Origin of the sequence: Synechococcus sp. R5-15 (assembly GCF_047462035.1) — a bacterium.
GTDB lineage: Bacteria > Cyanobacteriota > Cyanobacteriia > Thermostichales > Thermostichaceae > Thermostichus.
Window position 1 is genome coordinate 1 of sequence record NZ_JANSIK010000079.1, and the last position, 23,659, is coordinate 23,659.

At 60.1% G+C, this 23,659-nt stretch carries 16 protein-coding genes; 8 read left to right on the forward strand and 8 right to left on the reverse strand.

All coding sequences use genetic code 11. From position 1 onward, the window contains the following. The first annotated feature begins 165 nt into the window (after positions 1 to 165). Positions 166 to 2,028 (forward strand): malto-oligosyltrehalose trehalohydrolase, encoded by a 1,863-nt coding sequence (gene treZ / locus NW839_RS07425; RefSeq protein ID WP_414350189.1) that lies wholly within the window; start codon positions 166 to 168, stop codon positions 2,026 to 2,028. 62 nt (positions 2,029 to 2,090) lie between these two features. Here the strand turns inward: treZ and NW839_RS07430 are convergent, their stop codons facing one another. The 3 genes from NW839_RS07430 to NW839_RS07440 all read right to left on the reverse strand — a co-directional run bounded on the left by NW839_RS07430 (position 2,091) and on the right by NW839_RS07440 (position 5,505). Beyond that, complete coding sequence (locus tag NW839_RS07430) at positions 2,091 to 2,480, reverse strand: hypothetical protein (protein ID WP_414350188.1); 390 nt, start codon at positions 2,478 to 2,480, stop codon at positions 2,091 to 2,093. 99 nt (positions 2,481 to 2,579) lie between these two features. Next, a complete protein-coding gene (locus NW839_RS07435) occupies positions 2,580 to 4,163 on the reverse strand; it encodes an FAD-binding oxidoreductase (RefSeq protein ID WP_414350186.1) in 1,584 nt (527 codons plus the stop codon). 19 nt (positions 4,164 to 4,182) lie between these two features. Then, a complete protein-coding gene (locus tag NW839_RS07440; protein WP_414350185.1) occupies positions 4,183 to 5,505 on the reverse strand; it encodes a four-carbon acid sugar kinase family protein in 1,323 nt (440 codons plus the stop codon). A gap of 208 nt (positions 5,506 to 5,713) precedes the next feature. On the opposite strand from NW839_RS07440, the gene phoU reads away from it, so the two are divergent. From phoU to clpB, 3 genes are all read left to right on the forward strand, one after another. Beyond that, positions 5,714 to 6,355 (forward strand): phosphate signaling complex protein PhoU, encoded by a 642-nt coding sequence (gene phoU / locus NW839_RS07445; RefSeq protein WP_414350183.1) that lies wholly within the window; start codon positions 5,714 to 5,716, stop codon positions 6,353 to 6,355. Between the two features lie 62 nt (positions 6,356 to 6,417). Beyond that, the gene (locus tag NW839_RS07450) at positions 6,418 to 8,703 is read left to right on the forward strand and encodes a ribonuclease R family protein (protein WP_414350181.1); all 2,286 of its coding nucleotides are present in this window, start codon (positions 6,418 to 6,420) and stop codon (positions 8,701 to 8,703) included. A 199-nt stretch (positions 8,704 to 8,902) separates the two neighbouring features. Next, the gene (gene clpB, locus NW839_RS07455; protein ID WP_414331635.1) at positions 8,903 to 11,545 is read left to right on the forward strand and encodes an ATP-dependent chaperone ClpB; all 2,643 of its coding nucleotides are present in this window, start codon (positions 8,903 to 8,905) and stop codon (positions 11,543 to 11,545) included. Between the two features lie 15 nt (positions 11,546 to 11,560). On the opposite strand, the gene NW839_RS07460 is transcribed toward clpB, so the two are convergent. From NW839_RS07460 to NW839_RS07470, 3 genes are all read right to left on the reverse strand, one after another. After that, positions 11,561 to 11,962 (reverse strand): SaoD/DsrE family protein, encoded by a 402-nt coding sequence (locus NW839_RS07460; RefSeq protein WP_414331634.1) that lies wholly within the window; start codon positions 11,960 to 11,962, stop codon positions 11,561 to 11,563. Positions 11,963 to 12,237: 275 nt separating this feature from the next. Beyond that, positions 12,238 to 13,560, reverse strand: a complete 1,323-nt coding sequence (locus NW839_RS07465) for a dihydroorotase (RefSeq protein WP_414331633.1) — start codon at positions 13,558 to 13,560, stop codon at positions 12,238 to 12,240. 38 nt (positions 13,561 to 13,598) lie between these two features. Further along, positions 13,599 to 14,126 (reverse strand): MarR family winged helix-turn-helix transcriptional regulator, encoded by a 528-nt coding sequence (locus NW839_RS07470; RefSeq protein WP_414350179.1) that lies wholly within the window; start codon positions 14,124 to 14,126, stop codon positions 13,599 to 13,601. 385 nt (positions 14,127 to 14,511) lie between these two features. Here NW839_RS07470 and NW839_RS07475 point away from each other — a divergent pair, with 385 nt between their 5' ends. From NW839_RS07475 to NW839_RS07485, 3 genes are all read left to right on the forward strand, one after another. Next, positions 14,512 to 15,804, forward strand: coding sequence for a D-alanyl-D-alanine carboxypeptidase (locus tag NW839_RS07475; RefSeq protein WP_414350178.1), 1,293 nt, complete (start codon positions 14,512 to 14,514; stop codon positions 15,802 to 15,804). A 224-nt stretch (positions 15,805 to 16,028) separates the two neighbouring features. Next, complete coding sequence (locus tag NW839_RS07480) at positions 16,029 to 16,298, forward strand: IS630 transposase-related protein (RefSeq protein ID WP_414328998.1); 270 nt, start codon at positions 16,029 to 16,031, stop codon at positions 16,296 to 16,298. Between the two features lie 161 nt (positions 16,299 to 16,459). Beyond that, the gene (locus tag NW839_RS07485) at positions 16,460 to 17,383 is read left to right on the forward strand and encodes a fructosamine kinase family protein (RefSeq protein WP_414350176.1); all 924 of its coding nucleotides are present in this window, start codon (positions 16,460 to 16,462) and stop codon (positions 17,381 to 17,383) included. A gap of 72 nt (positions 17,384 to 17,455) precedes the next feature. Here NW839_RS07485 and glyS read toward each other — a convergent pair whose 3' ends face one another. Further along, positions 17,456 to 19,648: a glycine--tRNA ligase subunit beta gene (glyS, locus tag NW839_RS07490; protein ID WP_414350174.1), complete on the reverse strand. Its 2,193-nt coding sequence runs from the start codon at positions 19,646 to 19,648 to the stop codon at positions 17,456 to 17,458. Between the two features lie 179 nt (positions 19,649 to 19,827). After that, positions 19,828 to 21,906 (reverse strand): cation:proton antiporter, encoded by a 2,079-nt coding sequence (locus tag NW839_RS07495; RefSeq protein WP_414350172.1) that lies wholly within the window; start codon positions 21,904 to 21,906, stop codon positions 19,828 to 19,830. Positions 21,907 to 22,183: 277 nt separating this feature from the next. Between NW839_RS07495 and NW839_RS07500 the strand changes: the two genes are divergently transcribed. Further along, positions 22,184 to 23,659: serine/threonine protein kinase (locus NW839_RS07500; protein WP_414380558.1), on the forward strand; the 1,476-nt coding region annotated here is incomplete at its 3' end.

Genomic DNA, 23,659 nt, shown 5'->3' on the forward strand with positions numbered 1-23,659 from the left:
CAAACAGAATGCTATCGCTGCATAGTTGAACAGTGATGTTCAGCAGTGTTCAGCGTAAATGTATCAGACCCATTCCACTATGGCAGAGGAGAAGCCAAAAACCCACTCTCCGGCTTTTGCCAGGCATGCTCGCTATAGTGGAAGCCGAGTTGCGGGATAGATTCTGTGTTGCAGGCTTCTCCTTTCTTCCAGGCCGGGCGGATGGGCGCCTATCCCCTGGGCTCAGGCTGCTATCACTTCTCGGTGTGGGCGCCCTTGGTTGAGCAGGTGGAGCTGAAGCTGCTCAGCCCTGTCCAATGTTGCTTTACTCTAGTGCGGGATGAGCAGGGCTATTGGCAGGGGGAGGTGGACGGGATCCCACCTGGGCCAGTGGACTACCTCTACCGCCTGCACACCCAGGCAGGGGTAGTGGAGCGGCCGGATCCCGCTTCCCGCTGCCAGCCCTACGGCGTCCACGGCCCTTCGCGGGTGGTGGATCCCCGCTTCGACTGGCAGGATCAGGGGTGGAAGGGGATCCCCCTGTCTCAGTGGATCCTCTACGAGCTGCATGTAGGCACCTTTACCCTCGAGGGCACCTTTGCTGCTCTGATCCCTCGCCTGCCGGAATTGGTAGAGTTGGGGGTGAATGTGCTGGAGCTGATGCCGGTGGCCCAATGCCCGGGGGGACGCAACTGGGGCTACGACGGTGTTTATCCCTACGCGGTGCAGACCGCCTATGGGGGAGCTGAAGATCTGAAAGCCCTGGTGAACGCCTGCCACCAACTGGGCTTGGCCGTCATCTTGGATGTGGTCTACAACCACCTGGGGCCGGAGGGGAACTACCTGCGGGATTTTGGCCCCTACTTCACCGACAAGTACCACACCCCTTGGGGGGATGCCCTCAACTTCGACGACCGCTATTCTGACGGCGTGCGAGAGTTTTTCCTACAAAACGCCGAGTACTGGCTGGAGGAGTTTCATCTCGATGGGCTGCGGCTGGACGCGGTGCATGCCATCTACGACTTCAGCGCCTACCCCTTCTTGCAGGAATTGGCAGAGCAGGTGGATGCCCTAGAAGCTCGCACTGGCCGGCCCAGGGTTCTCATTGCCGAAAGCGACCTCAACGATGTCCGCCTCATCACCCCCCGAGAGCAAGGGGGCTACGGGCTAGATGCCCAGTGGTGCGATGACTTCCACCACTCACTTCACACCCTGCTTACCGGGGAAAAGACAGGCTACTACCAGGATTTTGGCGAATTGGAGCACCTGGCCAAGGCTTACCGGGAGAGCTACGTTTATTCTGGCCAGTACTCCTGCTACCGCGCCAGGCGTCACGGCAACTCCGCTGTTGGGCGACCGGGATCCCAATTTGTTGTCTGCATTCAAAACCACGACCAGGTGGGCAACCGCAGGCTGGGAGAGCGCCTTAGCCAGCTCACCTCTTTCGAGGGCCTCAAATTGGCTGCCGCTGCCCTGCTGCTAGCTCCCATGCTGCCGCTGCTATTTATGGGGGAAGAGTATGGGGAAGTGGCGCCATTTCTGTATTTTGTCAGCCACGGGGATCCCGACCTGGTGGAAGCGGTGCGCCAAGGACGCCGCCGCGAGTTCAGCGCCTTTGCCTGGCAGGGAGAGCCCCCGGATCCCCAAGCTGAGGAGACTTTCCTGCGCTCCAAGCTCAATTGGGACTTGAAAAAAGCCGGTCACCACCAGGTTCTCTGGAAGTGGTACCAGGCCCTGATCCGGCTGCGCAAAACCCAACCGGCTCTCCAGCACTTGGAGCGGGATGGAGTGGAAGTGGAGCTCTTTTCCAACTCTGGCCTTGCCCTGCACCGCCGCCAGGGATCCCAGTCTTTGCTTGCCCTTTTCAACTTCAGCCCCAATCAGGCGGTCACCTATGCCCATTGGCCCGGCGGCACCTGGGAGAAGCTTTTGGATAGCCACGAGGCCCAGTGGTTGGGAAAGGGATCCCAACTGCCGGCAGAAAGCCAAGGGGATCCGGTTGAAGTACTGGGCTATGGGGTGGGCCTCTATGGTGCTTTGCACCGCTAACGCAGATGGCTGCGGCCAGAAGGGAAATCTCGACCGCTCCAGACCTGGCAAACGGAAACGGTCTAGCCGATCTTCGCGCCGCGGAAATAGAGGGAGTCAGGCAAGGGCCTGCGGGCGAGGCTGGGATTTCGGGAAGGTTCGCTCACCGGTTGGCCGCGATAGATCAGCTTGGGCTTGGCAGGGTTGCCCGTAGGAGCAGCCTCTGGTTGGGACTGCACGGGTACGCCCGGCGACAGTTGAGCCCACACTTCCGCGTGATTCTCAAACTGCACCACAATGCTAAGAAATCCCCTTTCAATGTCGGCGCGACAGGCAGATATCGCGTCTTGGGCGCGTTTGTACACTTGCCGAGGGGCGTAGAAGTGATTCTGAAACTTGATTACCTCCACCAAACCCTGAGGAGTCGAAGCCCAGAAGCCACTGTCTGCATCGCTGTAGTCGAGAATAACCATGGCTAACTCCTACACTGACGAGTGGATGGATAAAGATCCCAACTCTTCCACTATGGATATCAAACGTCATGAAACGTAATAACGTAATGGTGAGCTTGATCACATTGAATCACATTGACAATGTTTCGATATCTCTTGAGTGTCTTGATTGCAGCTATATGGAAATAACTTGTAATCTTGACCGCAGCCGTAGCGCCAAGCCTCGCGGCGCCGCTTCCAGAAGTAGTCCTGGGGGTTGGTTTCCGGCTCCGGGCGATCTGTTAGCCTTTGCAGCAGCTCGTAGAGGCCAAGGGCGCCAAAGTGGCCCGCCCATGCCACCAGCTCCGGCAACCCCAACCGAGGCAAAAGTCTGGCTACCAAGCTGGGATCCCGACGCGTCACCCCCCACAGGGCCTGGGCCAAGCCGCCAAACTGCACCACATCCTGCAAAAAGGGCTGCACCACCTGGGGGCCAGCGGCAACCATGGCCGCAAACACCCTGCTCAACAGGCGGTTAATGCTATTGGGATCCCAACTTTTGTTCTGCAGAGGGGGAATCATGGCCTTCTGAAATAGCCAGGTCACGGCCAAGTTGGGCTGGTAGGGTTGCAGCAGGGCCAGGGCTGCCTGGTTCAACTGCCGTTGCGCCAGGGCCTCGTGGATCCCCTGCTGTAGGCGATCCAGGTGGCGCAACATGGCGCCAAAGCCGCCAAAGCTTAGAGGCGACTGGCTGCCACTGCTATCCCCCACCGCCAATAGGCGATCCCAGGGCAGTTGCAGCGGGCTGCGGCGGTAGGCGGGGAAAACGCCACATAGCTTGCGCACCCAGCGGATCTGGGCCAGCTCCACCCCCTGGTAGGCTGGCAGCAGCCGGCAGTAATCCCGCCAGAGCTGCTCTAGACTAGGCCGCCGGGGATCCTGGTCGCAGTAGGTAAAAAGATAGGTGGTGCGCCCATCGCGGGCAGGGAAAGCTTCCCAAAAGGGCTGGTAGCCGTTCTGGGCTGGGGTAAAGCTGTAGAAGAGATCTCCCGTGGGTTGGTCGGGCAGCCCCTGGGCACAGGATCCCACCACCAGACAGACGCTATCTGGCGGCTGCCCTTGGCGAGCCTGGGCCGCGATGGGCGAGCGGTGCCCCATGGCATCCACCAGCAGTTGAGCACGGATCTGTCCCTTGGTGGTCTGGAGGCAGATCCCATCGGGGTGAACGGTGGCACTTTGAAAGGCAGTCTGCTCCCACACTTGGCCCCCCCAGGCCAGGAAATGCTGCTTGAGGAACTCCAGGAGGCTGACTGGATCCACGCCCACATTCAGCACTCCCTCCACCCACCAGTGGGGGCCCTCCCCAAAGCCAATCCGCCCCCTCGGGTAGTGGGTAACCTGGACTGCCTCCCACTCGGGCGGGGTAAGCAGCTCCAGCTCTAACAACACCTGCAGCTCCCGGTGTGAGGTGTTCCACTCCTGCTCCCGCCCCCGCAGGATCCCGCGCTCCAGCAGGATCACCCGCCAGCCCCGCTTGGCCAAAGCCGCTGCCAAGAAGATCCCCAGGGTGCCACCGGCAATGACAACATCCACCTCCCAGCTGCCCAAGCTCTGGGAAGCCTGCTGCACGACTGTCGGCGGTAACTCCCTCCGCCTCTGCCGCAGGGATCCCCACCAGCGATCCAAGGTGGGCAGGGCTTCTGGCGGGGGGACGAATTCAGCCATCGGCAGGAGGAACTTCACTCTAGACCAAGCCCCGACTTTTGAGGCGACGGTGAATCAAAACCAGCGTATCCACCTCGCCGACATTGCCCGGAAACAACACCACCGGCAGGTTGGGAAAGCGGGGATGGTCTGCCGGGGTGATCACCATCGAGATCCCTGGGTAAATTTGCCCCAGCAAACGCACTGCCGGCAAGTCGAGGCCAACGCTGAGGGTGTCGTTGGAGGTGATGCCGCCCTTGCTGATGAGATAGCCGATCCCTTCTGGCAGCCCCTGCACCACACCCATCAACAACCGCGAAACCTTCTGTCCAAAAGCCAGGCGCATTTCTACGGCGTCCTTTTCAAAAGTCAGTTCCTCTCGGCTGGTGTAGACCACCGGCGTCAGACCCTGCTCATAGGCGCTGTGAACTTGGGCCAGGATCCCAGGCAGCAGCTCCGCGTCGGGATCCAATAGTCGCCTCACCTCCACCTCGATGCCTTGGGTTTCAGGCTCCTGCAGAAGGCGGGCCAACTGCTGGCTGGACTTTTGCACATGGGATCCCACGATCACCACCCCCGGTTGAGAGGAGCGAACAAACTGCCCCATCTGTTCCGGGGGAACGGGTTGTGGCGGCAACTGGGCCAAAGCCGTCAAGAGGCTGGCGGCGCTGCGGAACAAAAAGCGCTTCCCCTGCTCTATAGCCGCCCAAACATCCTGGGCAAAGCGATCCAGATCCGCCTGGGTTTCTCCATCCACCACACAGCAGACATTCCCCTCCAGACTCAAAAGCCGCTCCAGACAGCCGGCGCGAATCTGCTCTAGGGTCAATCGCTCCACCTGCTCAGCCCGGATCCGCCCCTGGGTTTTCTCCTGCACATAGTCCGGCAAATAGCTGTGGTGGTAGCCAAACACCGCATCCCGAGCAAACTCCGTCTCATGCACCGGCACCCAGCGCTCCCCCACCCGTAGGTAGTGGACACTGTTGCGGGTGATGCGCCCTCCCTCAAAAAAGGCCGGCACCAGAAAATGGGCATCAAAAGGCCCCAGCTCTGCTGCCATCACATCCGTTTCCAGGGGGTAATGCCCCCGCAAAGTCGAGTCGGAGCGGCTGACGAAAATAGCCTGCTCACATCCCAGCTCCGCCATCACCTCCTTCAACGCCCCACATACCGACCGCGTCACCTCCGCTGCCTTCGCCGGGGGCAAAGCCCGAGTATTGGTGAGGATGAAGCGAATCGGCGAACGATCCTGCAACCCCAGCTTCAAAGTCTGCGGATCCCAGCGGGTGAGGAGCAGGCAACTGTGAACGGTTTGGGATCCGGTGGGATCATCGTCCAACACAACGATAGGGGGGAGAGCCATGAGACCGTCTCAATGACAAAGCAACCCGAGAACTCCGGACAGACGAATCCCCCTCAGAGGGCAACCGCTGTTCTCATCTTCGCCTAAGTTGGCCATCTTCCCTGCCCCTATTCCAGGCGAAGTTTGCCATGATTGAGATCAACTGGCTCTGTTGAATCCAAAACGACTGCAGACATTTCCCCCCTGCCCACATTCATGGGAGAAAGCCATGGGGCAAGCCGAGCTGCAACTTCACATCAAACGGGTACAGCAGGACGTGCTGCGCATGGGGGCGCTGGTGGAAAAGTCGGTGGTCTTGGCCCAGCAGGCCCTGTTTGAACAGAACTTGGCCGCCGCCGAACAGGTGATCGCCCAAGACAAGCAAATTGACCGTTTTTATCGTCAAATCGAGAAAGACTGTATTAATTTGATTGCCTTGCGCTCCCCGGTGGCGCGGGATCTGCGCTGGATCAGTACCCTGATGCAACTGGTACGCGATCTGGAGCGGATTGGCGACTACGCCAAAGATTTGGCCGAAGTGGCCCTGCGCTTGGTCATGTACCCGCCGCCCCCGGAGCTGGGCCGCATTCGCGTGATGATGCAGCGCTGCCAGAAAATGCTCAGCCACAGCCTGGTGGCCCTGACGGAATTGGACGCCGACCTGGGCCGACAACTGAAGCGGGAAGACGACGCCGTTGATGAAGATTACACTAACCTTTACAATACGTTGGCGCAGCAGTCTGACATTCGCGGATCGGTCGAGCCTATCCTGTTGATGTTGCTGGCGATCCGTTACCTGGAGCGTCTGGCCGACCACAGCACCAACATCGGCCAGCGGGTAGCTTTTATCGTCACCGGCCAGCGTGACTAACGCCAACGGGTTGGGTCTTGCGATGTCTTAACCCCTCTTTTTCTTTTTTGCCAATACCCAAAATGGACTTCTCTCGAATTTTTCAGCATTTTCTCTCTCAGCCTCCCGAGCAATTGACCGACAAAGATACTCTTCTTGCTCTCTTGCAGTCCCCCGATCCAGAAGCGCCGGAAATGCTCGAGATTGCCCTAGATGGCCTGGTGCGGGCCGGGTTTCTGGAACGACTAGGGGATCCCCCTCGCTATCGGCGCAAGCCGGACGAATCTTTGGTGGTGGGGCGTTTGCGCTGTTCCAGCAAAGGCTTCTGCTTCGCCATTCGGGACGAGCCGGGGGTAGAGGATGTGTACATCCACGGCAGCAACCTCAGCGGCGCCTGGAATGGGGATCAGGTGTTGGCGCGGGTCACCAAAGATGGCAACCGTCGCCGCAGCCCTGAGGGAGAGGTGGTGGCCGTTGTGGAGCGGGCCAATTCTGCCCTGGTGGGTCGCCTCAAACAGACGGAACAGGGTTTTCGGGTTGTGCCCTTGGATGACCGGCTGCTGTTCGAGCTGGCCCTGACGGAGGGATCCCCTGTCGAGCTGGCAGAGGGGCGGGTGGCCTATGTGGAGGTGGATCGCTACCCGCTGGGGGATCTGCCCCCAACCGGAACCATTCGCAAAATCTTGGGCGACGGCCCAGAGGCCTCCATCGATGCAGATTTGGTCTGTTGCAAGTACGACCTACCGCAGGAGTTTCCCGCTCCAGTGTTGGAGGCAGCAGCAGCTCTGCCCAAAAAGCTCAGCCGCTCTGACCAAAAGGGCCGCCGCGATCTGCGCGATTGGTTTTGCATCACTTTGGAGCCTTTGGATCTGCAGCATCCCCACGGCTTGGAACCCAACGTGGCTGTTTCCTTGCAGCGGCAAGAGAATGACCACTGGCTGCTGGGGATCCACATTGCTGACGTGGCCCATTGGCTGGATCCCGACCACCCCTTGGAGCAAGAGGCTCAGCAGCGGACGGCCACCGTCTACCTCGATACGATGGTGCTGCCTCTCTTTCCGCCGGAGGTGCACAACCGCCTGGCTCTGTTGCCACAGCAGGAGCGCTTGGCCTATTCACTGCTAGTGACCCTCGACCCAGAAGGGGTGGTACAAAACTTCGAGATTTACCCCAGCCTGGTGCAATCGCGGGCTCACCTGTCCTATGGTCAGGTGCAGGCTCTTTTGGCCACCACCGCCGACTTGGGCCCCGACGAAGAAGTGCCGGAGTTGATGGCCCTGCTGCAAAACCTGCTGCGCCTTAGCCAGATCCTACGGGCCAAACGTCACCAGGCGGGGGGATTTGACCTGCCCCTGTTGGATTTGCTCACTCCCCACTCTGCCGATGAAAGCGGCTACGGCCCCCTCTTGATCAGCGATCGCCTCGGCGCCCATGCCCTGATGACGGAAATTCTCCTGCTGGCCAACCAAATCCTGGGCCACCATTTGCGCCAGTTGGGGATCCCTTCTTTGGCCCGCGTGCAGCCTGCCCCTGCCGCCGAGGCCCTGCAGAGCTTTTTGCGCCTGGCCAATGCCATGAAGCTGGATCTGAATTTGCAAGATCCCGCTGTCGTAACTCTGGCGGACTGGCAGCGGATTTGTGCCCGCATCACCGCTCCCGATGTGTTGGCCTCTGGCGCGAGCCCGGCCTTGGTGGCGCAGATGCTGGCCACCTTGCCCCCGGTCGAGTATCGTCTCCAGCCTCTGGAAGAGCAACTCGGCCATTTTGGGTTGGGCCTCAAAGAACCCTACGCCACCTTCACGGCCCCCTTGCGCCGCTATGCCGACTTGCTCAATTTGCGTGCCCTGCACCTGGCCCTGAGCAAAGGACGCGAGCGCCGCAGCTCTCGCTCCAAAACTGTGGTGGATCTGCACGGCCCCAGCGGCTACGGCCAAATCGACTGGCAAGTGTTGCCGCCCAAGGTGCAGGAGGAATGGCAGGCGTTTCTCCAGGCGCAACTGCCCAAAATTCAGGAGGGGTACCGGATCCGGCAGCAGGCGGAGCGGGAGCTGATGGGCCTGAAGCGCTCTGAGTTCATGCAAAAGCACCTGGGAGAGGTGTTCCCCGGCCTAATCATCGGCGTCCAGAACTACGGCTTTTTTGTCCAGGTGGATCCCATCTTGGCGGAAGGCTTGGTGCGGGTCAGCACCCTGAAAAACGATTGGTACGAGTACCGCAGCCGTCAGCAGGCGCTGGTGGGACGCAAGAGTCGGCGCCAGTTTCGCCTGGGGGATCGGGTGGAGGTGCAGATTAAGAACGTGGATTACTACCGCCAACAAATTGACCTGGCGGTAATCGGGGAAGGCCGTCCCTACGAAGAAGAAGAATAAGGCGGGGATCCCTCCATGGATCGCAGCTGGAGAGGACGGTTGTTGCGAACTCTGGCTCTGGCAAAATAGGCGATACCTAGATCAGGAAGATCCTACCGGAGCTTCCGGCACCCAGCTCTACTGCCCCGAAAGAGTCCAGGGTGCTCCCTGTGTCTGTATTGCCTTCCTATACTGAGTAGCAAAGCTCTGCCGAACTCCTATGCAGCCCACCAATCCCAACCAATTTACCGAAAAAGCTTGGAGCGCCATTGTCCAATCCCAAGATGTGGCCCGGCGGCACCAGCAGCAACAGTTGGAAACCGAGCATTTGCTGATCTCCCTTCTGGATCAAGAGGGGGGGCTCACCCAAACCCTCCTGCAACGGGCAGGTATCGATCCGAGGCTGGTGCGGGATAAAGTGGAAAGCTTCATCAACCAGCAGCCCAAGTTGGCGCGGGTGGATCAGCTCTACTTGGGTCGCGGCCTGGAAACCACCCTGGATCGAGCCGAGGAGTTTCGCAAAGAGTACGGCGATGATTTCATCTCGGTGGAGCACTTGTTTTTGGGATCCCTGCAAGATGAGCGGGTGGGCAAGCGGGTCTTGGCACCCCTGGGCCTGACGGTAGAGCGCCTCAAACCGGTCATCAAAGAGGTGCGAGGCAAACAGCGGGTCACCGACAAAAACCCCGAATCCCGCTACGAAGCCCTGGAGCGCTATGGCCGCGATCTCACCCAGGCGGCCCGCGAAGGGAAGCTGGACCCGGTGATCGGGCGAGATGACGAGATCCGCCGCGTCATTCAGGTGCTCTCCCGCCGCACCAAAAACAACCCCGTCCTCATCGGCGAACCCGGCGTGGGGAAAACAGCCATTGTGGAGGGCCTAGCCCAGCGCATCAACCGGGGAGATGTGCCGGAGTCTCTGAAAAACCGGCGAGTCATTGCTCTGGACATGGGCGCTCTCATTGCCGGGGCCAAGTACCGCGGGGAATTTGAAGACCGCCTCAAAGCTGTGCTCAAAGAGGTCACTGAATCCGAAGGCCAGATCATCCTCTTCATCGACGAGTTGCACACCGTTGTCGGCGCCGGGGCCGGCGAAGGGGCCATGGATGCCGGCAACTTGCTCAAACCCATGCTGGCGCGGGGCGAGTTGCGCTGTATCGGCGCCACCACCCTGGATGAATACCGCAAGCACATCGAAAAAGATGCGGCCCTAGAACGCCGCTTTCAGCCGGTGTACGTGGATCAGCCTTCGGTGGAAGATACCATCTCCATCCTGCGCGGCCTCAAAGAGCGCTACGAGCTGCACCATGGGGTCAAAATCAGCGACTCCGCCTTGGTGGCGGCAGCGGTGCTCTCCAACCGCTACATCTCCGAGCGCTTCCTGCCCGACAAAGCCATCGACCTGGTGGACGAGGCGGCGGCCAAGCTGAAGATGGAGATCACCTCCAAGCCCGTCGAGCTGGACGAGATCGACCGGCGCATCATGCAACTGCAGATGGAGGAGCTCTCCCTGAAAAAAGAAGATGATGCTGCCTCTAGAGATCGCCTCAGCAAAATTGAGCAGGAGCTGGCCAACCTGACGGAGCGACAACGGGAGTTGAATGCTCGCTGGCAATTTGAAAAAGAGGCTATCGAACGCCTGCAAAGCCTTAAAGCCGAGCGGGACGCCGTCAAGCTTCAAATCGAACAGGCTGAACAAAAATATGACCTCAACCGCGCTGCCGAGCTCAAGTACGGCAAGCTGATGGAATTGGAGCGGCAAATCCAAGAGCAGGAGGCTCACCTGGCCAAGCTGCAGACCAACGGCGAGCCGCTGCTGCGGGAGCAAGTGACTCCTGAAGATATCGCTGAGATCGTCTCCCGCTGGACCGGGATCCCAGTCACCAGCCTGATGGAGTCGGAAAAGCAGAAGCTGCTGCGCCTGGAAGCCCATTTGCACCAGCGGGTGGTGGGCCAAGACGAGGCGGTAGCCGCCGTAGCGGCAGCCATTCGGCGCGCCCGGGCCGGCATGAAGGATCCCAATCGCCCCATCGGCTCGTTCTTGTTCATGGGGCCCACTGGCGTGGGGAAAACCGAGCTGGCCCGTGCTTTGGCGGAGTTCCTCTTCGACACTTCCGAGGCGATGGTGCGCATCGACATGTCCGAGTACATGGAGAAGCACTCGGTCTCTCGTCTAATCGGAGCTCCTCCAGGCTACGTGGGCTACGAAGAAGGCGGGCAGCTCTCCGAGGCGGTGCGGCGACGCCCCTACTCGGTGGTGCTGTTTGACGAGGTGGAAAAAGCCCACCCGGATGTCTTCAACATCCTGCTGCAGGTGCTGGACGATGGCCGCATCACCGACTCCCAAGGGCGGACAGTGGACTTCAAAAACACCATCATCATCATGACCAGCAACATCGGCAGCGACCTCATCCTGGAAATTGGGGCCGATGAAAGCCGCTACGAGGAGATGAAAACTCAGGTGCTGGCCATGCTGCGGCACCACTTCCGACCGGAGTTTTTAAACCGGGTGGACGAGCTGATCATCTTCCACGCCCTCACCAAAGAGCAAATTCGCCAGATTGTCGGCCTGCAAATGCAGCGGGTGGAAAAGCTGCTGGCAGATCAGCAAATCGAGATCCTGCTCACCGAAGAAGCCAAGGACTACCTGGCAGAGGTGGGCTACGACCCAGTGTTCGGGGCCCGTCCCCTGAAGCGGGTGATCCAGCGGGAGATCGAAAATCCCATTGCCACCAAGCTGCTGGAAAACGAGTTCCTACCCGGCGACCGCATTTTGGTGGATGTAGCCAACGAGCGGTTGATCTTCCGCAAGATCGGCTCTCAGCCCAGCCAAGAGCCGCCGGCGGCTGTGGCCGTCAGCTAAGTCGGGGTCCTTCCGTCAAAGCGTAATCACTTGGTCAGGTGGGTTGTCCTTCAAGGCCTCGTAGAGGTCAGGGAAACAGCCCACCTGCACTCCTTTGACGACGTTTTTGGGAACGCACCGAGCTGGCTCTCTGCGCCCGCGTCCTTGAGCGTCGCACCAGCGGGGTTCCCCTTCGGCTAGGTTGCGCTCCAGAGCGCACATGTCACACATCATCAGCAGGATGTTTTGCTCTTGGGCAACTTTGGCCAAGCGCTCGCCAATGGGATCCCCCTGCCGCAAAACAAAGCAGTTGTCGTCGAAAAAGAACATGCCCACCACCTGCGCTCCATGCACCCCTGCTTCTAGCTGGGGCAGGATCATCTGGCCCAACTTATAGGTGCCGCAGCGAGGGTGAGTGAACACGTAGGCAACTTTCATGAGGCCCCCTTGCCGTTTTCAATTTTGATTATCAGTAATTATCAATTATCATTTTCAGAGTAACACGAGTTTCTGGGCCAGAGTTGCCGGACCCAGCAGGCCGAGGTGTGTGGTGATCGGCAAACCAGCCTGAGACCGTTCCTGATGCTTTTGCGCCATCCCGCCCTCAGGCCTGGCTTCTCTCCCACAAAGGGAGAGGGAAGCTAGGATAGGCTACTGCGCCACTTCTGTCCTGCTGCTATCGGAAGCCCTTGCGGGATAGCAGGGATCCCTGGCTAGCGCTGAAACTGAAGAGCCTTTCCCCGCACCGAGGGATCCACCTGGCCGTTTTGAAAGGCAATCTGTCCGCCCACGATCGTGACTAGGGGCCAGCCCACCAATTCCCAGCCCTCGAAGGGACTCCAGCCGCATTTGGTCAGCAGCTCTTCCCGCCGCACCGGTTTGGGTGTGTGGCGATCCACCAGCACCAGGTCGGCGTCGTAGCCCACCTGCAGCCGCCCTTTGTTGGGGATCCGGTAGAGGCGGGCCGGCGCCTCACACATCCACTGCACCACCTGCGCCAGCGTGCAGCGGCCCTGCTGCGCTGCAGTCAGCATCAGGGGCAAGGCCGTCTCTACTCCCGGCATACCCGAGGGGGAGTGGGGGTAGGGCTGAGCCTTTTCTTCCAGAGTATGGGGGGCATGGTCAGTGGCAATGCAATCCAGGATCCCGTCCTGCAGCCCCTGCCACAGTTGCTCCGAATTGGGGGGATCCCGCAGGGGGGGGTTCATCTGGGCCAGGGATCCCAGCCGGGCGTAATCGGCGGTGCTGAGCAGCAGGTGCTGAGGGGTCACTTCTGCCGTCACCCAGGCCGGCTTGTGCTGGCGCAGCAGTTCCACCTCTAGGCCGGTGGAGAGGTGCAAAATGTGCAGCCGATGGCGGTAGCGGGTGGCCAAGTCCAAAGCCCGCCGTGAGGCGATCAGGGCCGATTCCTCGTCCTGAATTTGCGAGTGAACGGCTACATCTGTGCGTCCGGCAAACAGGGCCTTACGGGCTTTGATGCGAGACAGATCTTCAGCATGGACGGCAATTAAGAAGTTGGGATCCGTTTCCCCGAAAATCCGCTCCAGCGCCGCCTGATCATCCACCAACAGGGGCCCATGCATGGATCCCATGAAGATTTTGATGCCACAGGCTCCCTGCACCGTTTGCAACTCTTCTAAGTTATCGGCAGTGGCCCCGATGAAAAAGCCGTAATTGACCACACACTTGCTGCCTGCACGGGCCAACTTGTCATCCAGCGTCGCTTGGTCAATCGTCAGCGGGTCGGTGTTGGGCATCTCCAAAAAGCTGGTCACCCCGCCCCGGGCACAGGCCCAGGATCCCGTCTGCAGGTCTTCTTTGTGCTCTCGGCCCGGCTCGCGGAAGTGAACTTGCGGATCGATCACCCCCGGCATCAAGGTATGGCCCTCGGCGTCGATGACCTTGGCCACCCCTTCTGGCGAGAGGTTTTGGCCGATTTGGGCAATGCGCCCCTCCCGCACCAGCACATCCCCCCGCCAGGGATCCCCTTCCGGCACCAGCAGCTCAGCATTTCGGATCAGCAAATCGCCAGACAAAGCTCCGCCCTCCCTCAAAGGCGCTCTCAAGATAAAGACTATTGACTTGGCTCCGCCAGCACAACCGCATCTGGATCCACTGACAGATGGGCGATCAGCCGATCCACCAACCGCGAGAGGGTTGCCTGTTCTTCTGGGCTGAGACAGCCGTAGGTTTGCTCCCGCAACTGCCAAATCAGAGGGGGTAAAACGTCTTTCAGCTCCTCCCCTGCAGGTGTGAGGTAGACCCGCCAAATCCGCCGATCCTCAGGATCCCGCTGCCGCCGGATCAGCTCCCGTTTTTCCATGCCATCCAACACCCCGGTCATGGTGCCCCCCAACTGCTGCAAGCGCTCACAAATAGTGGAAGTAGGGATCCCGTCTTCTTCCCAAAGGCAGCAGAGCACCACCCAATGGGAGATGGTTAGGCCAAAAGGCTCTAAATAGGACTGGAACTTCCGCCGCACCAATTGAGACAACAGCCGAATGCGGTAGCCCAGGGAGTTGGGGGCGAGAATGTCATGCCACCGTTCTAGGAAAGCCTGTTTTTCCGATTGAACTCTTACTTTGGTTGGACTGTTTCCCATCGGCGGCCTGGAATGCTCGGAGTCTAAATCGCCCTATTTTATCTTTTACTCAGGAGAGAAGGAGCTTGCGATCCGTTCTGCACGAGTGTATGAGCCATCTCCCACCCTCTCCAGTACAGCCTAGCCCTTGCACAGCCAACGGACGATCTGCAGCCATTGCCGTTGCAAAGGATATCCATCAGGCAACACAGCATTTTCTGGCTTCGCATCAGGCTACAGCCGAGTGGGATCCCTGACAAGCAAAAGATGGGCTTGCCTTGGCCGGAGTCGATAACGCTGGAAAAGGCTGGCACAGAGATTTGCCAAGGCAGTTCGGATGGCACTAGAGTAGCGTCAAGTCTTTTGCCAGCCCGTTGTCCTTTGCAAGTGTCTTTGTGAGGTCATCATGCCGCTTATCCCACAGGGGTTGCGCCCCCATCGTCGTCTCCTCTGGGCAGGGATCCCGTTGGCCGGTGCTTTGGCCTTGGGGGCCTGCTGGAGCAATCGCACGGGTGCCGAAGTCGAGTTTCCCACATCGGCTCAGAATCCTTTCCCCCCCATCCCCACTCCACCGCCGCCGCTGCCTTCCCCAAGTGGGACTCCGGGCCTTCCCCCCTGGTGGCCCCGCGCCCAATCGCCGCAGTGGGAAGATTCTCCTTACGCTTCGGTCTTGTCCGGCTTTTTGCAAGGATTGGCGGCCCAAGGGGGAGCGCTCTCTCAACAGGGGATCCTGCTCTGGACGCCGGAAGGGGAGCTGTTGGCGGAGCATGGGCTGGATCGACCTTTGCCGGTGGGAGCCTTGGATCAGTTGGCCATCAGCTTGATGGCCCTGGAGACTTGGGGTTACGAGCATCGCTTTGAGACCCGCTTCTACACCACAGGCCATCGGTTGGGCCATCGCTTGACGGGAGATTTGATCCTGGTGGGTGGCGGGGATCCCTACTTCACGGAAGCGAATGTGGCAGAGCTGGCCCACCATTTGCATAGCCTCAACATTCGCCAGATCGACGGGGATGTGAAGGTGTTGTCCCCCTTCCACCTGCTGGGCCAACCCGATCCTTTGGCCGGTGCTCGGCGTTTGGCAGAGCTCCTCAGCGATACGCAACAGCCCCACCCGGTTGCCATTCGCGGCTCGGTGTCAACCCTGACAGCCCTGCCCGCGGACGCCCACTGCCTGGCCAGCTACACCTCGCTACGGCTGGGATCCCTGTTGCAGATCCTCAATGGCAGCAACGACCGAGCCATGGCAGAAGCCCTGTTGGCGGAACTGGGGGGCGAAACAGCCCTGCTGGAGTACCTGCGGCAGCGGTTGGTGGCTCAGCCCATTTCCCGCCTGGATTCCCAAATGGCCCCCGCCGAGCAAGACATTCGCCTGGGGCAAAGAGGGCGAGCGCTGTACCTTTCCCCCCGCGCCCTAGCTCATCTCTGGGAACACCTGGTAGATTTCACAGATGGGGATCCGACTCGGATCTTGCCCAGAGCGGGCACTGGCCACAGCACCCTGCGGGCGCGCACCTTGCCCCCAGGCACGGCTGCTCAGGTGGGATCCGCTGCGGATCGGCTGATGACGATGGGGCAGCTGCCGAATGGCATCCACTTTGTCCTGCTCAACCAAGGTCCTGACCTGGGCATTTTGCGCCAGCAACAGGATCAGTTTCTGCAGGATGTGGTGGCCATTTCTGAGCCTCTCCGCCGCTAATGCTGACCTCAATTCGAACTTAATTTGAGATACAGCTCTCCCCCCCCTTTCCCCATAGGAGGCGGAAGCTCAAGACCCCAGAGCCCCACAGGTTAGGAACAGGGTCAATTCATTTAAGAATGAGACGGCCCTGCAGCTAAGAAGGCATGGAGGTAGACCTCAGGAGGAAGCTTAGACCTGAGAGAGAGTCATAGGGTATGTCCAGGAAGGGAGCAGTTGCACGGATGAACAAGGTTAGTCGTGCAACAGTTTATCGCTGGCTGAACCGAGAAGACCTGAGGCCGACAAAAGTCAAGACCCGCAAGCGCAAGATAGACTCGGCTGCCCTGCAGCAAGACGGAGACCAGTACCCAGAAGCTCGACTGAAGGATAGAGCCCGGTCTGGCGTCCAACCCGTCCTGCCAGCGGGACGGAGTCCTCGCGCCATTGACTGTGCTCTTGAGAATGAGAAGGTGAAAGTAGCACAAAAAAAGAGTTATGGTCATTTCAATTAAACCAGGAGACTGCGCCCACACCTAAAACTTTGAATGCACGGGGCCATAGGGCTTTTCTCAATGGCCCAGGCAATGGCTCAGGCGTCTCACCCTAACCTGAAATGACTACCCGAAATGACCATAAGTACCTGTTTTTCTCCGACAATTGACTTTTGCTGCTGATGCAAACTCTTTGGCAGACCATCGCCCAGCACCTTTCAGAAGCAACAGGGGATCCCATCCAGCCCCTACAGTATCGTTCTGTGGGCGGAGGCAGCATCAACGCCACCTATCGGTTTTCCTGCGCTTCCCAAAGCCCTCTTGCAGAAGGGGTAAAAGACTACTTCGTCAAATTGGCCCGTGGGGGAGAAAGGGCGCTGGAGATGTTTGCAGCGGAAGCTGCGGGCTTGCAAACCCTAGCGGCTGCCCAGGCCATTCGCGTGCCCCAGCCCATCATCTGGGGATCCGTAGGAGAGCAGGCTTACTTGGTGCTGGAATACCTGGAGCTAACCTCGCCCCGTCCGCAGACTGCGGGTTTATTGGGATCCCAGTTGGCCCAGTTGCACCGCACCCTATCCCCCAACGGCAGCTACGGCTGGGAGCGCGACAACACCATCGGCTCCACGCCGCAGATCAACAGTTGGCGGCAGAGCTGGCTGGACTTCTACCGGGATCAACGGCTGCTCTACCAGGTCAGGCTGGCTTGTCAGCGAGGCTACCGGGGTGAGTGGGTGGCTCACGCAGAGCGGGTGATGGCGGAGCTAGAAGCTTTTTTTCAGGATTACAGGCCAGAACCCGCTCTGTTGCATGGAGATCTGTGGGGCGGCAACTACGGGGCCTTGGCCGATGGATCCCCAGTGATTTTCGATCCGGCCACCTACTACGGGGATCGGGAGACAGATCTGGCGATGACAGAATTGTTTGGGGGCTTTCCAGCCGAGTTCTATCGGGCTTATCAGCAGGCCTACCCCTTGGACGAGGGGTATCCCCACCGCAAGCCCCTCTACCAGCTCTACCACTGGCTCAACCATCTCAACCTGTTTGGAGAGGGCTACCTGGCCTCGGTGCAGCGGGCTTTGCGGCAATGTCTGCGCTTCCTTGGATAATAGGTTGCATGTCCATTCCCAAGCTCCCGAGGGGCCGGGAGTGAGGGTTCCAAGCGTGTCTGGATTGGCCAGCTAGGAGGTCTTCTCCGGCGACGACTCCCCTGCCATAACCACAGCCCCCATGTCCCCCAACAGGCGGGACTGGTTGCGCAATACCCCCAGCAAATTAAGCCGGTTGGCCCGCCGACCAGGATCCGGATCCATCACCAAAACGGCTTCAAAAAACTGAGCTACCTGAGGGGCTGCTGCTTGCAGAGCTTCCACCAAGGGGACAAAGTCTCCCTGAAGGGCTGGCTCCACCCCCAGGCGATAGACCTTCTGGCAAGCCTCGTACAACTCCCTTTCTGCCGCCTCCTGCAACTGGTCGGGATCCACGGCAGCTGCTGGATCTGTTACACCGTAGTCCAAGTCCCCTTGGGCTGCCAGGCGGGCGCAGCGATTGAGGGTGGGATAGAGATCCGCCAATTCCCCGGTGGCCCGCAGGTGTTGCAGGTACTCCGCCCGCAGCAAAGTCAAGGGCAGGTTGCCCAGGGCCCGCATGGTGAGCTCGGCCTTCTGGGGATCCTCGGTTTTGACGGACTCTGGATCCCCCACCACAGCCCTGACCAGGTCGTAATCAATCCGCTTTTCCTCCTGCAAAAGGGTCTGTATCCGTTGGGCCAAAAACTCCTGCAAGGCTCGCAAGGTGTGGACATCGCCAAAGGCATAGTCCTGCACCACACTCTGCAACAGGGAGTTAAAGTCAAAAGTCCAGCCGGCATCCCAGGCAACCAGCACCAGGCTGTTGGCGGCCCGCCGCAGGGCAAAGCGATCCGAGGAGCCGGTGGGGATCCGCCCCAAGCGAAACATGCCCACCAAGGTATCCAGGCGATCTGCCCAGCCCACCACCCGCCCCGTCAGTGCTGTGGGCAAAGCGTCCCCCGCTCCCAAAGGCCAGTAGTGTTGCTCAATCCCCTCGGCTACCGCCTCCGGTTCCCCATCCTGCCGAGCGTAGTCGGCCCCCATGATCCCCTGCAGCTCGGGGAATTCGTACACCATTTGGGTAACCAGATCCGCCTTGCACAGGTAAGCCGTGCGCTCCACCAGCGCTTGTTCCTGGGGATCCAAGTTCAAGGCAGCAGCAATGAGGCGGCTGATGTGGCGGATGCGCTCCACCTTGTCCCGCATGGATCCCAGCCCTTCGGCAAAAGTAACCGCCTGCAGGCGTTCCACCCGCTGCGCCAAGGGGATCCGCCGATCCTCCTCGTAGAAAAAGCGGGCATCCGCCAGGCGCGCCCGTACCACCCGGCTGTTGCCTGCCCCGATCCGCTCCGATTGCCGGGGGTCGCCGTTGGAGATGGTGATGAAATAGGGCAGCAATTTTCTGGGATCCCGGCCATCCCGTACCGGGAAATAGCGTTGGTGGATGATCATCACCGTCTCGATCACCGCCGGCGGCAGGCGCAAAAATTCCGGCTCAAAACGCCCCAAAACCGCCGTCGGCCACTCCACCAACTGCACCACCTCCCGCAGCAGAGGGGCAGGGATCTGCGCTTCCCCATTCACCTGCCTGGCCAGCTTGGTTACCTCGGCCTGAATGTACGCTTCCCGCACTGCCGGATCGGGGCTGACCCCGGCCTCTTGCATTTGCTGAACGTAGCTCTCGGCCCGCTCCAGGACAACCTGCTGGGATCCCAAAACGCGGTGCCCCCGGCTCACCCGCCCCGCCACCAAGCCCGGCATGGAATTGTCCTCGTGGGTCGGCAGCAGCAAAGGCAGCACCTGATCATCCCAAAGGGAGACCAGCCAGCGGATGGGGCGCGGAAACTTCAGATCCCCGCAGGCCCAGCGCATCAGCCGTTCACCACTCAAGTTGGTAATCCAGGCGGGTGCCAGTTCCTGGAGCACAGCTGCTGTTGGCCGGCCTCGCACCCGCTGCACCGCAAACACAAAGGATCCCTTGCCCACTTGCCGGATTTCCAGGCTGCCGGGATCCACCCCTTGTTTTTGGGCAAATTTTTCCCCGGCAGGGGTGAGCTGGCCATCTTGGTAGGCGACCTGAACCGGCGGCCCCTTCACCTCCAAAGTGCGATCCGGCTGCTGGGTGGGCAACCCCTGCAACAGAACCGCCAGGCGGCGCGGCGTACCGAAAAGCTGCATCTGCTCCGCTTGCAAATGGGCCTCCGCCAAAGAGGCCGGGATCCCGGTTCGCCACTGCTCCAGAGCCGAATCCACAAAACTGGCCGGGAGTTCCTCACAGCCGACTTCTAGCAAATAGGCAACCATACTCCTGTGCTCCGCAGGGCACTATCCCCACTTCCTCAATCAACATAGTCTATGGCTCTGGGCCTCCCTTCTGGCTCACGACTGCTCCGAACCTGGGGTATCCCAGTTTACCAGGGGAGCCGGGGCGGAGTTGAGACAAGAGCTCCAGTCCGCCAGACAACACCCCAATGCCATCCCTGTCAAGTGGGCTCTGCGGCCGCCAGAACCCCATCTCCTTGGTGCAAGGGATAGGCCGAGTCCCGTGGCAAATGCACCACGATGATGGGAAGGCTGGGTCGGTTGCGGGCGATGGTCTCCGGCTCTCGGCCCAGGCGCGACCGGTTGCCGGTTTCGCTGGGAACCAATACCAACACATCTCCTGGCTGCAGCGCTTTGAAGGCTTCCGCCACCACCCCCCCCTGCACCCGCTGAACCGGCAAGTGGGCATAGCTTTCTGCCGGCAAGGCTGGGGAGCTTTTCCGCCCAGGTCGGGTTTGCACCAGCAGGATCTGCAAACCCGCTTTCAATTCGCCGGCCAGCGTCTGCGCCAGCCCAATGGTCTGCTGTAGGGATCCGGGAGAGACCTCCAGCTCCGGTGCAACCAAGAGGATGCGGCGCGCCGTCTCGATGGGTACCGGAAACCGCGTAATCAAGACTGGGATCCCCACCTGCCGCACCACCGCGTCAATGATGCTGCCGAAAAAGTTCTCCGCATAGGTGGAGTAGCCCTTCCAGCCCAGGATCACCAAGGTTGCCTGCCGTTCCGCCGCCGAGCGAATGATCCCTTTTTCCACCGAGTCATCCACCCGCCGGATCGGCTCCACTCGGGCCACGGCGCTGTGGGCCAGAGCTTCTGCGAAAGTCAGCAACTGCTCCTGCCGGGCCAGGGCTGCCGGCGAGATCCCGGCGCGGTCAGACAAAACATGCAGCGGCAGCAGCGTTCCCCCATCTTTTTTGGCCAAAATCAAAGCCAACTGTAACAGGTTCCTCTCAGTATCCGGGTTGGCCACCGGCACCAAGACGCGAGCTCCCCAATCCGGCTTGGGCAATTCAGTGGACTCTGCCGCCACTTCGGTGGGCTGCATTTGCTCTCCCCAGCGGGCCACAATCCAAGGCGAGGCAACACAGGTCACGAGGATCATGGCAATGATGCCGTTCACCGTCAGCTCATCCACCAACTTCACCTGAAAGGCCACCGTGATGGCCGCCAGGGTAGCCGCCGCCTGAGCCATCGACAGGCCGAACATAACCATAGCGCTGGCAAAGCGCCAGCCAAACAATTGGGCCGGGATCCAAGCGGCCAGAAACTTGCTCACCACCTCCGCTGCGATCATCACTCCGCCCACCAGCAGCGTGCGCGGCTCCCCCAAGAGAATACCGGGATTGATCAGCATCCCCACCGAGATCAAGAAGAAAGGCACAAACAGGGTGTTGCCGATAAACTGAATCCGGTTCATCAGGGGGCTGAGAGGCGGGATGATAGGGGTGATGGCCGTCCCGGCCAGAAAGGCTCCCACCACCGGCTCAATACCGATCAACCCCGCTCCGTAGGCCACCACAAACAAAGTGGCGATCACGAAAGTAAACTCTGCTCCCTCGTCGTGACCAAAGCGTTGAAAGAACCAACTGCCCAGCTTAGGCACCCCCCACAGGGTGGCAAAGGTGTAGAGGGCAATGGAAGGGATCAACGTCAGCCAAAAGCGCAGCGACAGCTCCCCTTGGTGGGCGCGCACCACCACCGCCAGCACCAACAAAGCCAGGACATTCGTGATAAGGGTGGCCCCCAAAGTTGCCGTCACCGTCTGCAGGCGCATCAGGCCCAACTTGGAGACGATCGGCAGGCCGATCAGGGTATGGGAGGCAAAACAAGAGGCCACCAGCACCGCCGCCAGAAAGCCATACCCAATGGCCAACATCGCTACTGTGCCGATGAGCATGGGCAACAGAAAGGTGAGCGCCCCGAAGAGGGTGGCCTTCCCGGCATTGAGCTTCAAATCTTCCAGACTGGTCTCCAGCCCCGCCATGAACATGAGAAACAACAGCCCCACCGTGCCCAGCAGGATGATGGTCTCGTCCCGCCGCAAGATGCCCAAGCCGTAGGGCCCCACCACCAGCCCAGCCAAGATTAACCCGATGATCCCCGGCAGGCGCAGCCGCTCAAACAGCAAGGGAGCCACCAGCATGATGGTCAGGATGATCAAAAACACCAGCACCGGATTCTCAACAGGGCCAATCATGGCTAGAGGGATCCCCGAAATTTGCAGCCAGTTAGCCAGCATAAATCACCCGACAGACAGCTAATGAACAGACCCGGCAAAGCGCCCGCATGAGTCTATCAGATCCCTCCAGATCCAAGTAGCTCTCGATGCCCCACAGACTTTGTCCGGCCTTCAATTACTGGCAGGGCGTTTAATAAGTATTCAAAAGTAAGTACATCAGACACATTAAGACACATTAAGCAGTGAAAACAGCTTGGCAGTAGTGCCCAGAGAAAGGCGGGAGAAACCCCCGAGAAACACGCATTAGAATCAGAGGGTACATGCTCTTGGGCTGCCCATGAACCAGCTTGCTCCTGGAAAAGTGATCGGCCAGCGCTATCAACTGGTTCACAGCATTGCAGCAGGTGGCATGGGGCGGGTGTTCAAGGCTGTCGATACGCGCCTGTTCAACCGTCCGGTGGCGGTCAAGCTGTTGCACCAAAACTTAGCAGGCGATGACAACACCCGACGCCAGTTGCACAAACGTTTTCAGCAGGAAATTCGCATCAGCACGCTGCTGGGGGAGCACCCTGCCATTGTCAAGGTATTGGACTATGGCCTAGAGAACGACCAACCTTACCTGGTGATGGAATACCTGACGGGGCGCAGTTTGGGGGAGCTGATGCTCAAGCAGCCGGTGCTGCCGCCTCAACAGGTGGTGAGGATTGCCCGCCAAGTGTGTGCCGGTCTCTATTACGCCCACAACCTGGAGACTGAGCAGGATGGCCATCTCATCAAGGGGGTGATCCATCGCGACATCAAACCCAGCAACCTCTTCGTCCTAAAAGATGAAACGTTGGGGGAAACCGTCAAAATCTTGGATTTCGGCATTGCCAAGCTCCTCAGCGACGTTTCCCTTGCCCTCGGCACCCAGACCACCGGCTTTTTGGGTACGGTGCGCTATGCCTCTCCCGAACAGGTGCGCGGGGAAGCCCTGGATGCCCGCTCGGATATCTACTCGCTTGGCGTAGTGCTCTACCGCATGTTGACCAGGCAACACCCCCTCCAGCCGAAGAGCGATTCTTTCCCCGGCTGGTACGAGGCCCACAATTACCAACAGCCTCAGCCCTTCGATCGCTCGAATTTGCCCTATGAGATTCCGCTGGAGCTGGAACAGGTGGTGCTCTCCTGTCTGGCCAAAGATCCCGACCAGCGGCCCCAAGATATGAAGGTTCTCAGCGCCCAATTGGAGGGATCCCTGCACTCCCAGAGCGCTGCCAGCTCTTCCCTCGCGCCCCCCCCAACCGCACCCATCTTCTCCGAGCGCACCCTGGCGGCGGTGGATGCAGGGCAGTCGGGCACACACCTGCTCAGTACCCAGGCAGAGCCCGAGGCCAAGCCGTTTCCCCTCTGGGCTGGGATAGCCCTTTTTGTTGTCATTGCGGGGAGCACCTTCTGGGGCCTGCGTCTGCTGTTGGATCCGGGCCCAGGCAGCGAAAGACCGCCTGCTGCCCCCGAACGCCCCCTTCCAGTCGGCGGTGCAGAGCACCCTGAGCGGGATCCCTCAGCCACTCCTGAACCTCTGCTGGACTGGCTGCTACGGGATCCGGAGGGCAAACCGGTGTTTGAGGATGATCCCGCCCCAGATCTGGGAATCGGTGAGTCCGCAAGCGAGCCCACACCCAGGCCAGCGGCAACTCCAGAGGCAGTGTCCTCTACCCCTCAGCCCCCCGCTCCAACTCGGCAGGTGTCACCTCCTCCTCCAGCCCCTGCTGCGCCGCCGCCCCGACCGGTTGCCGTGCCCACACCCCCTCCCCCTGCTCCACCTTCTCCA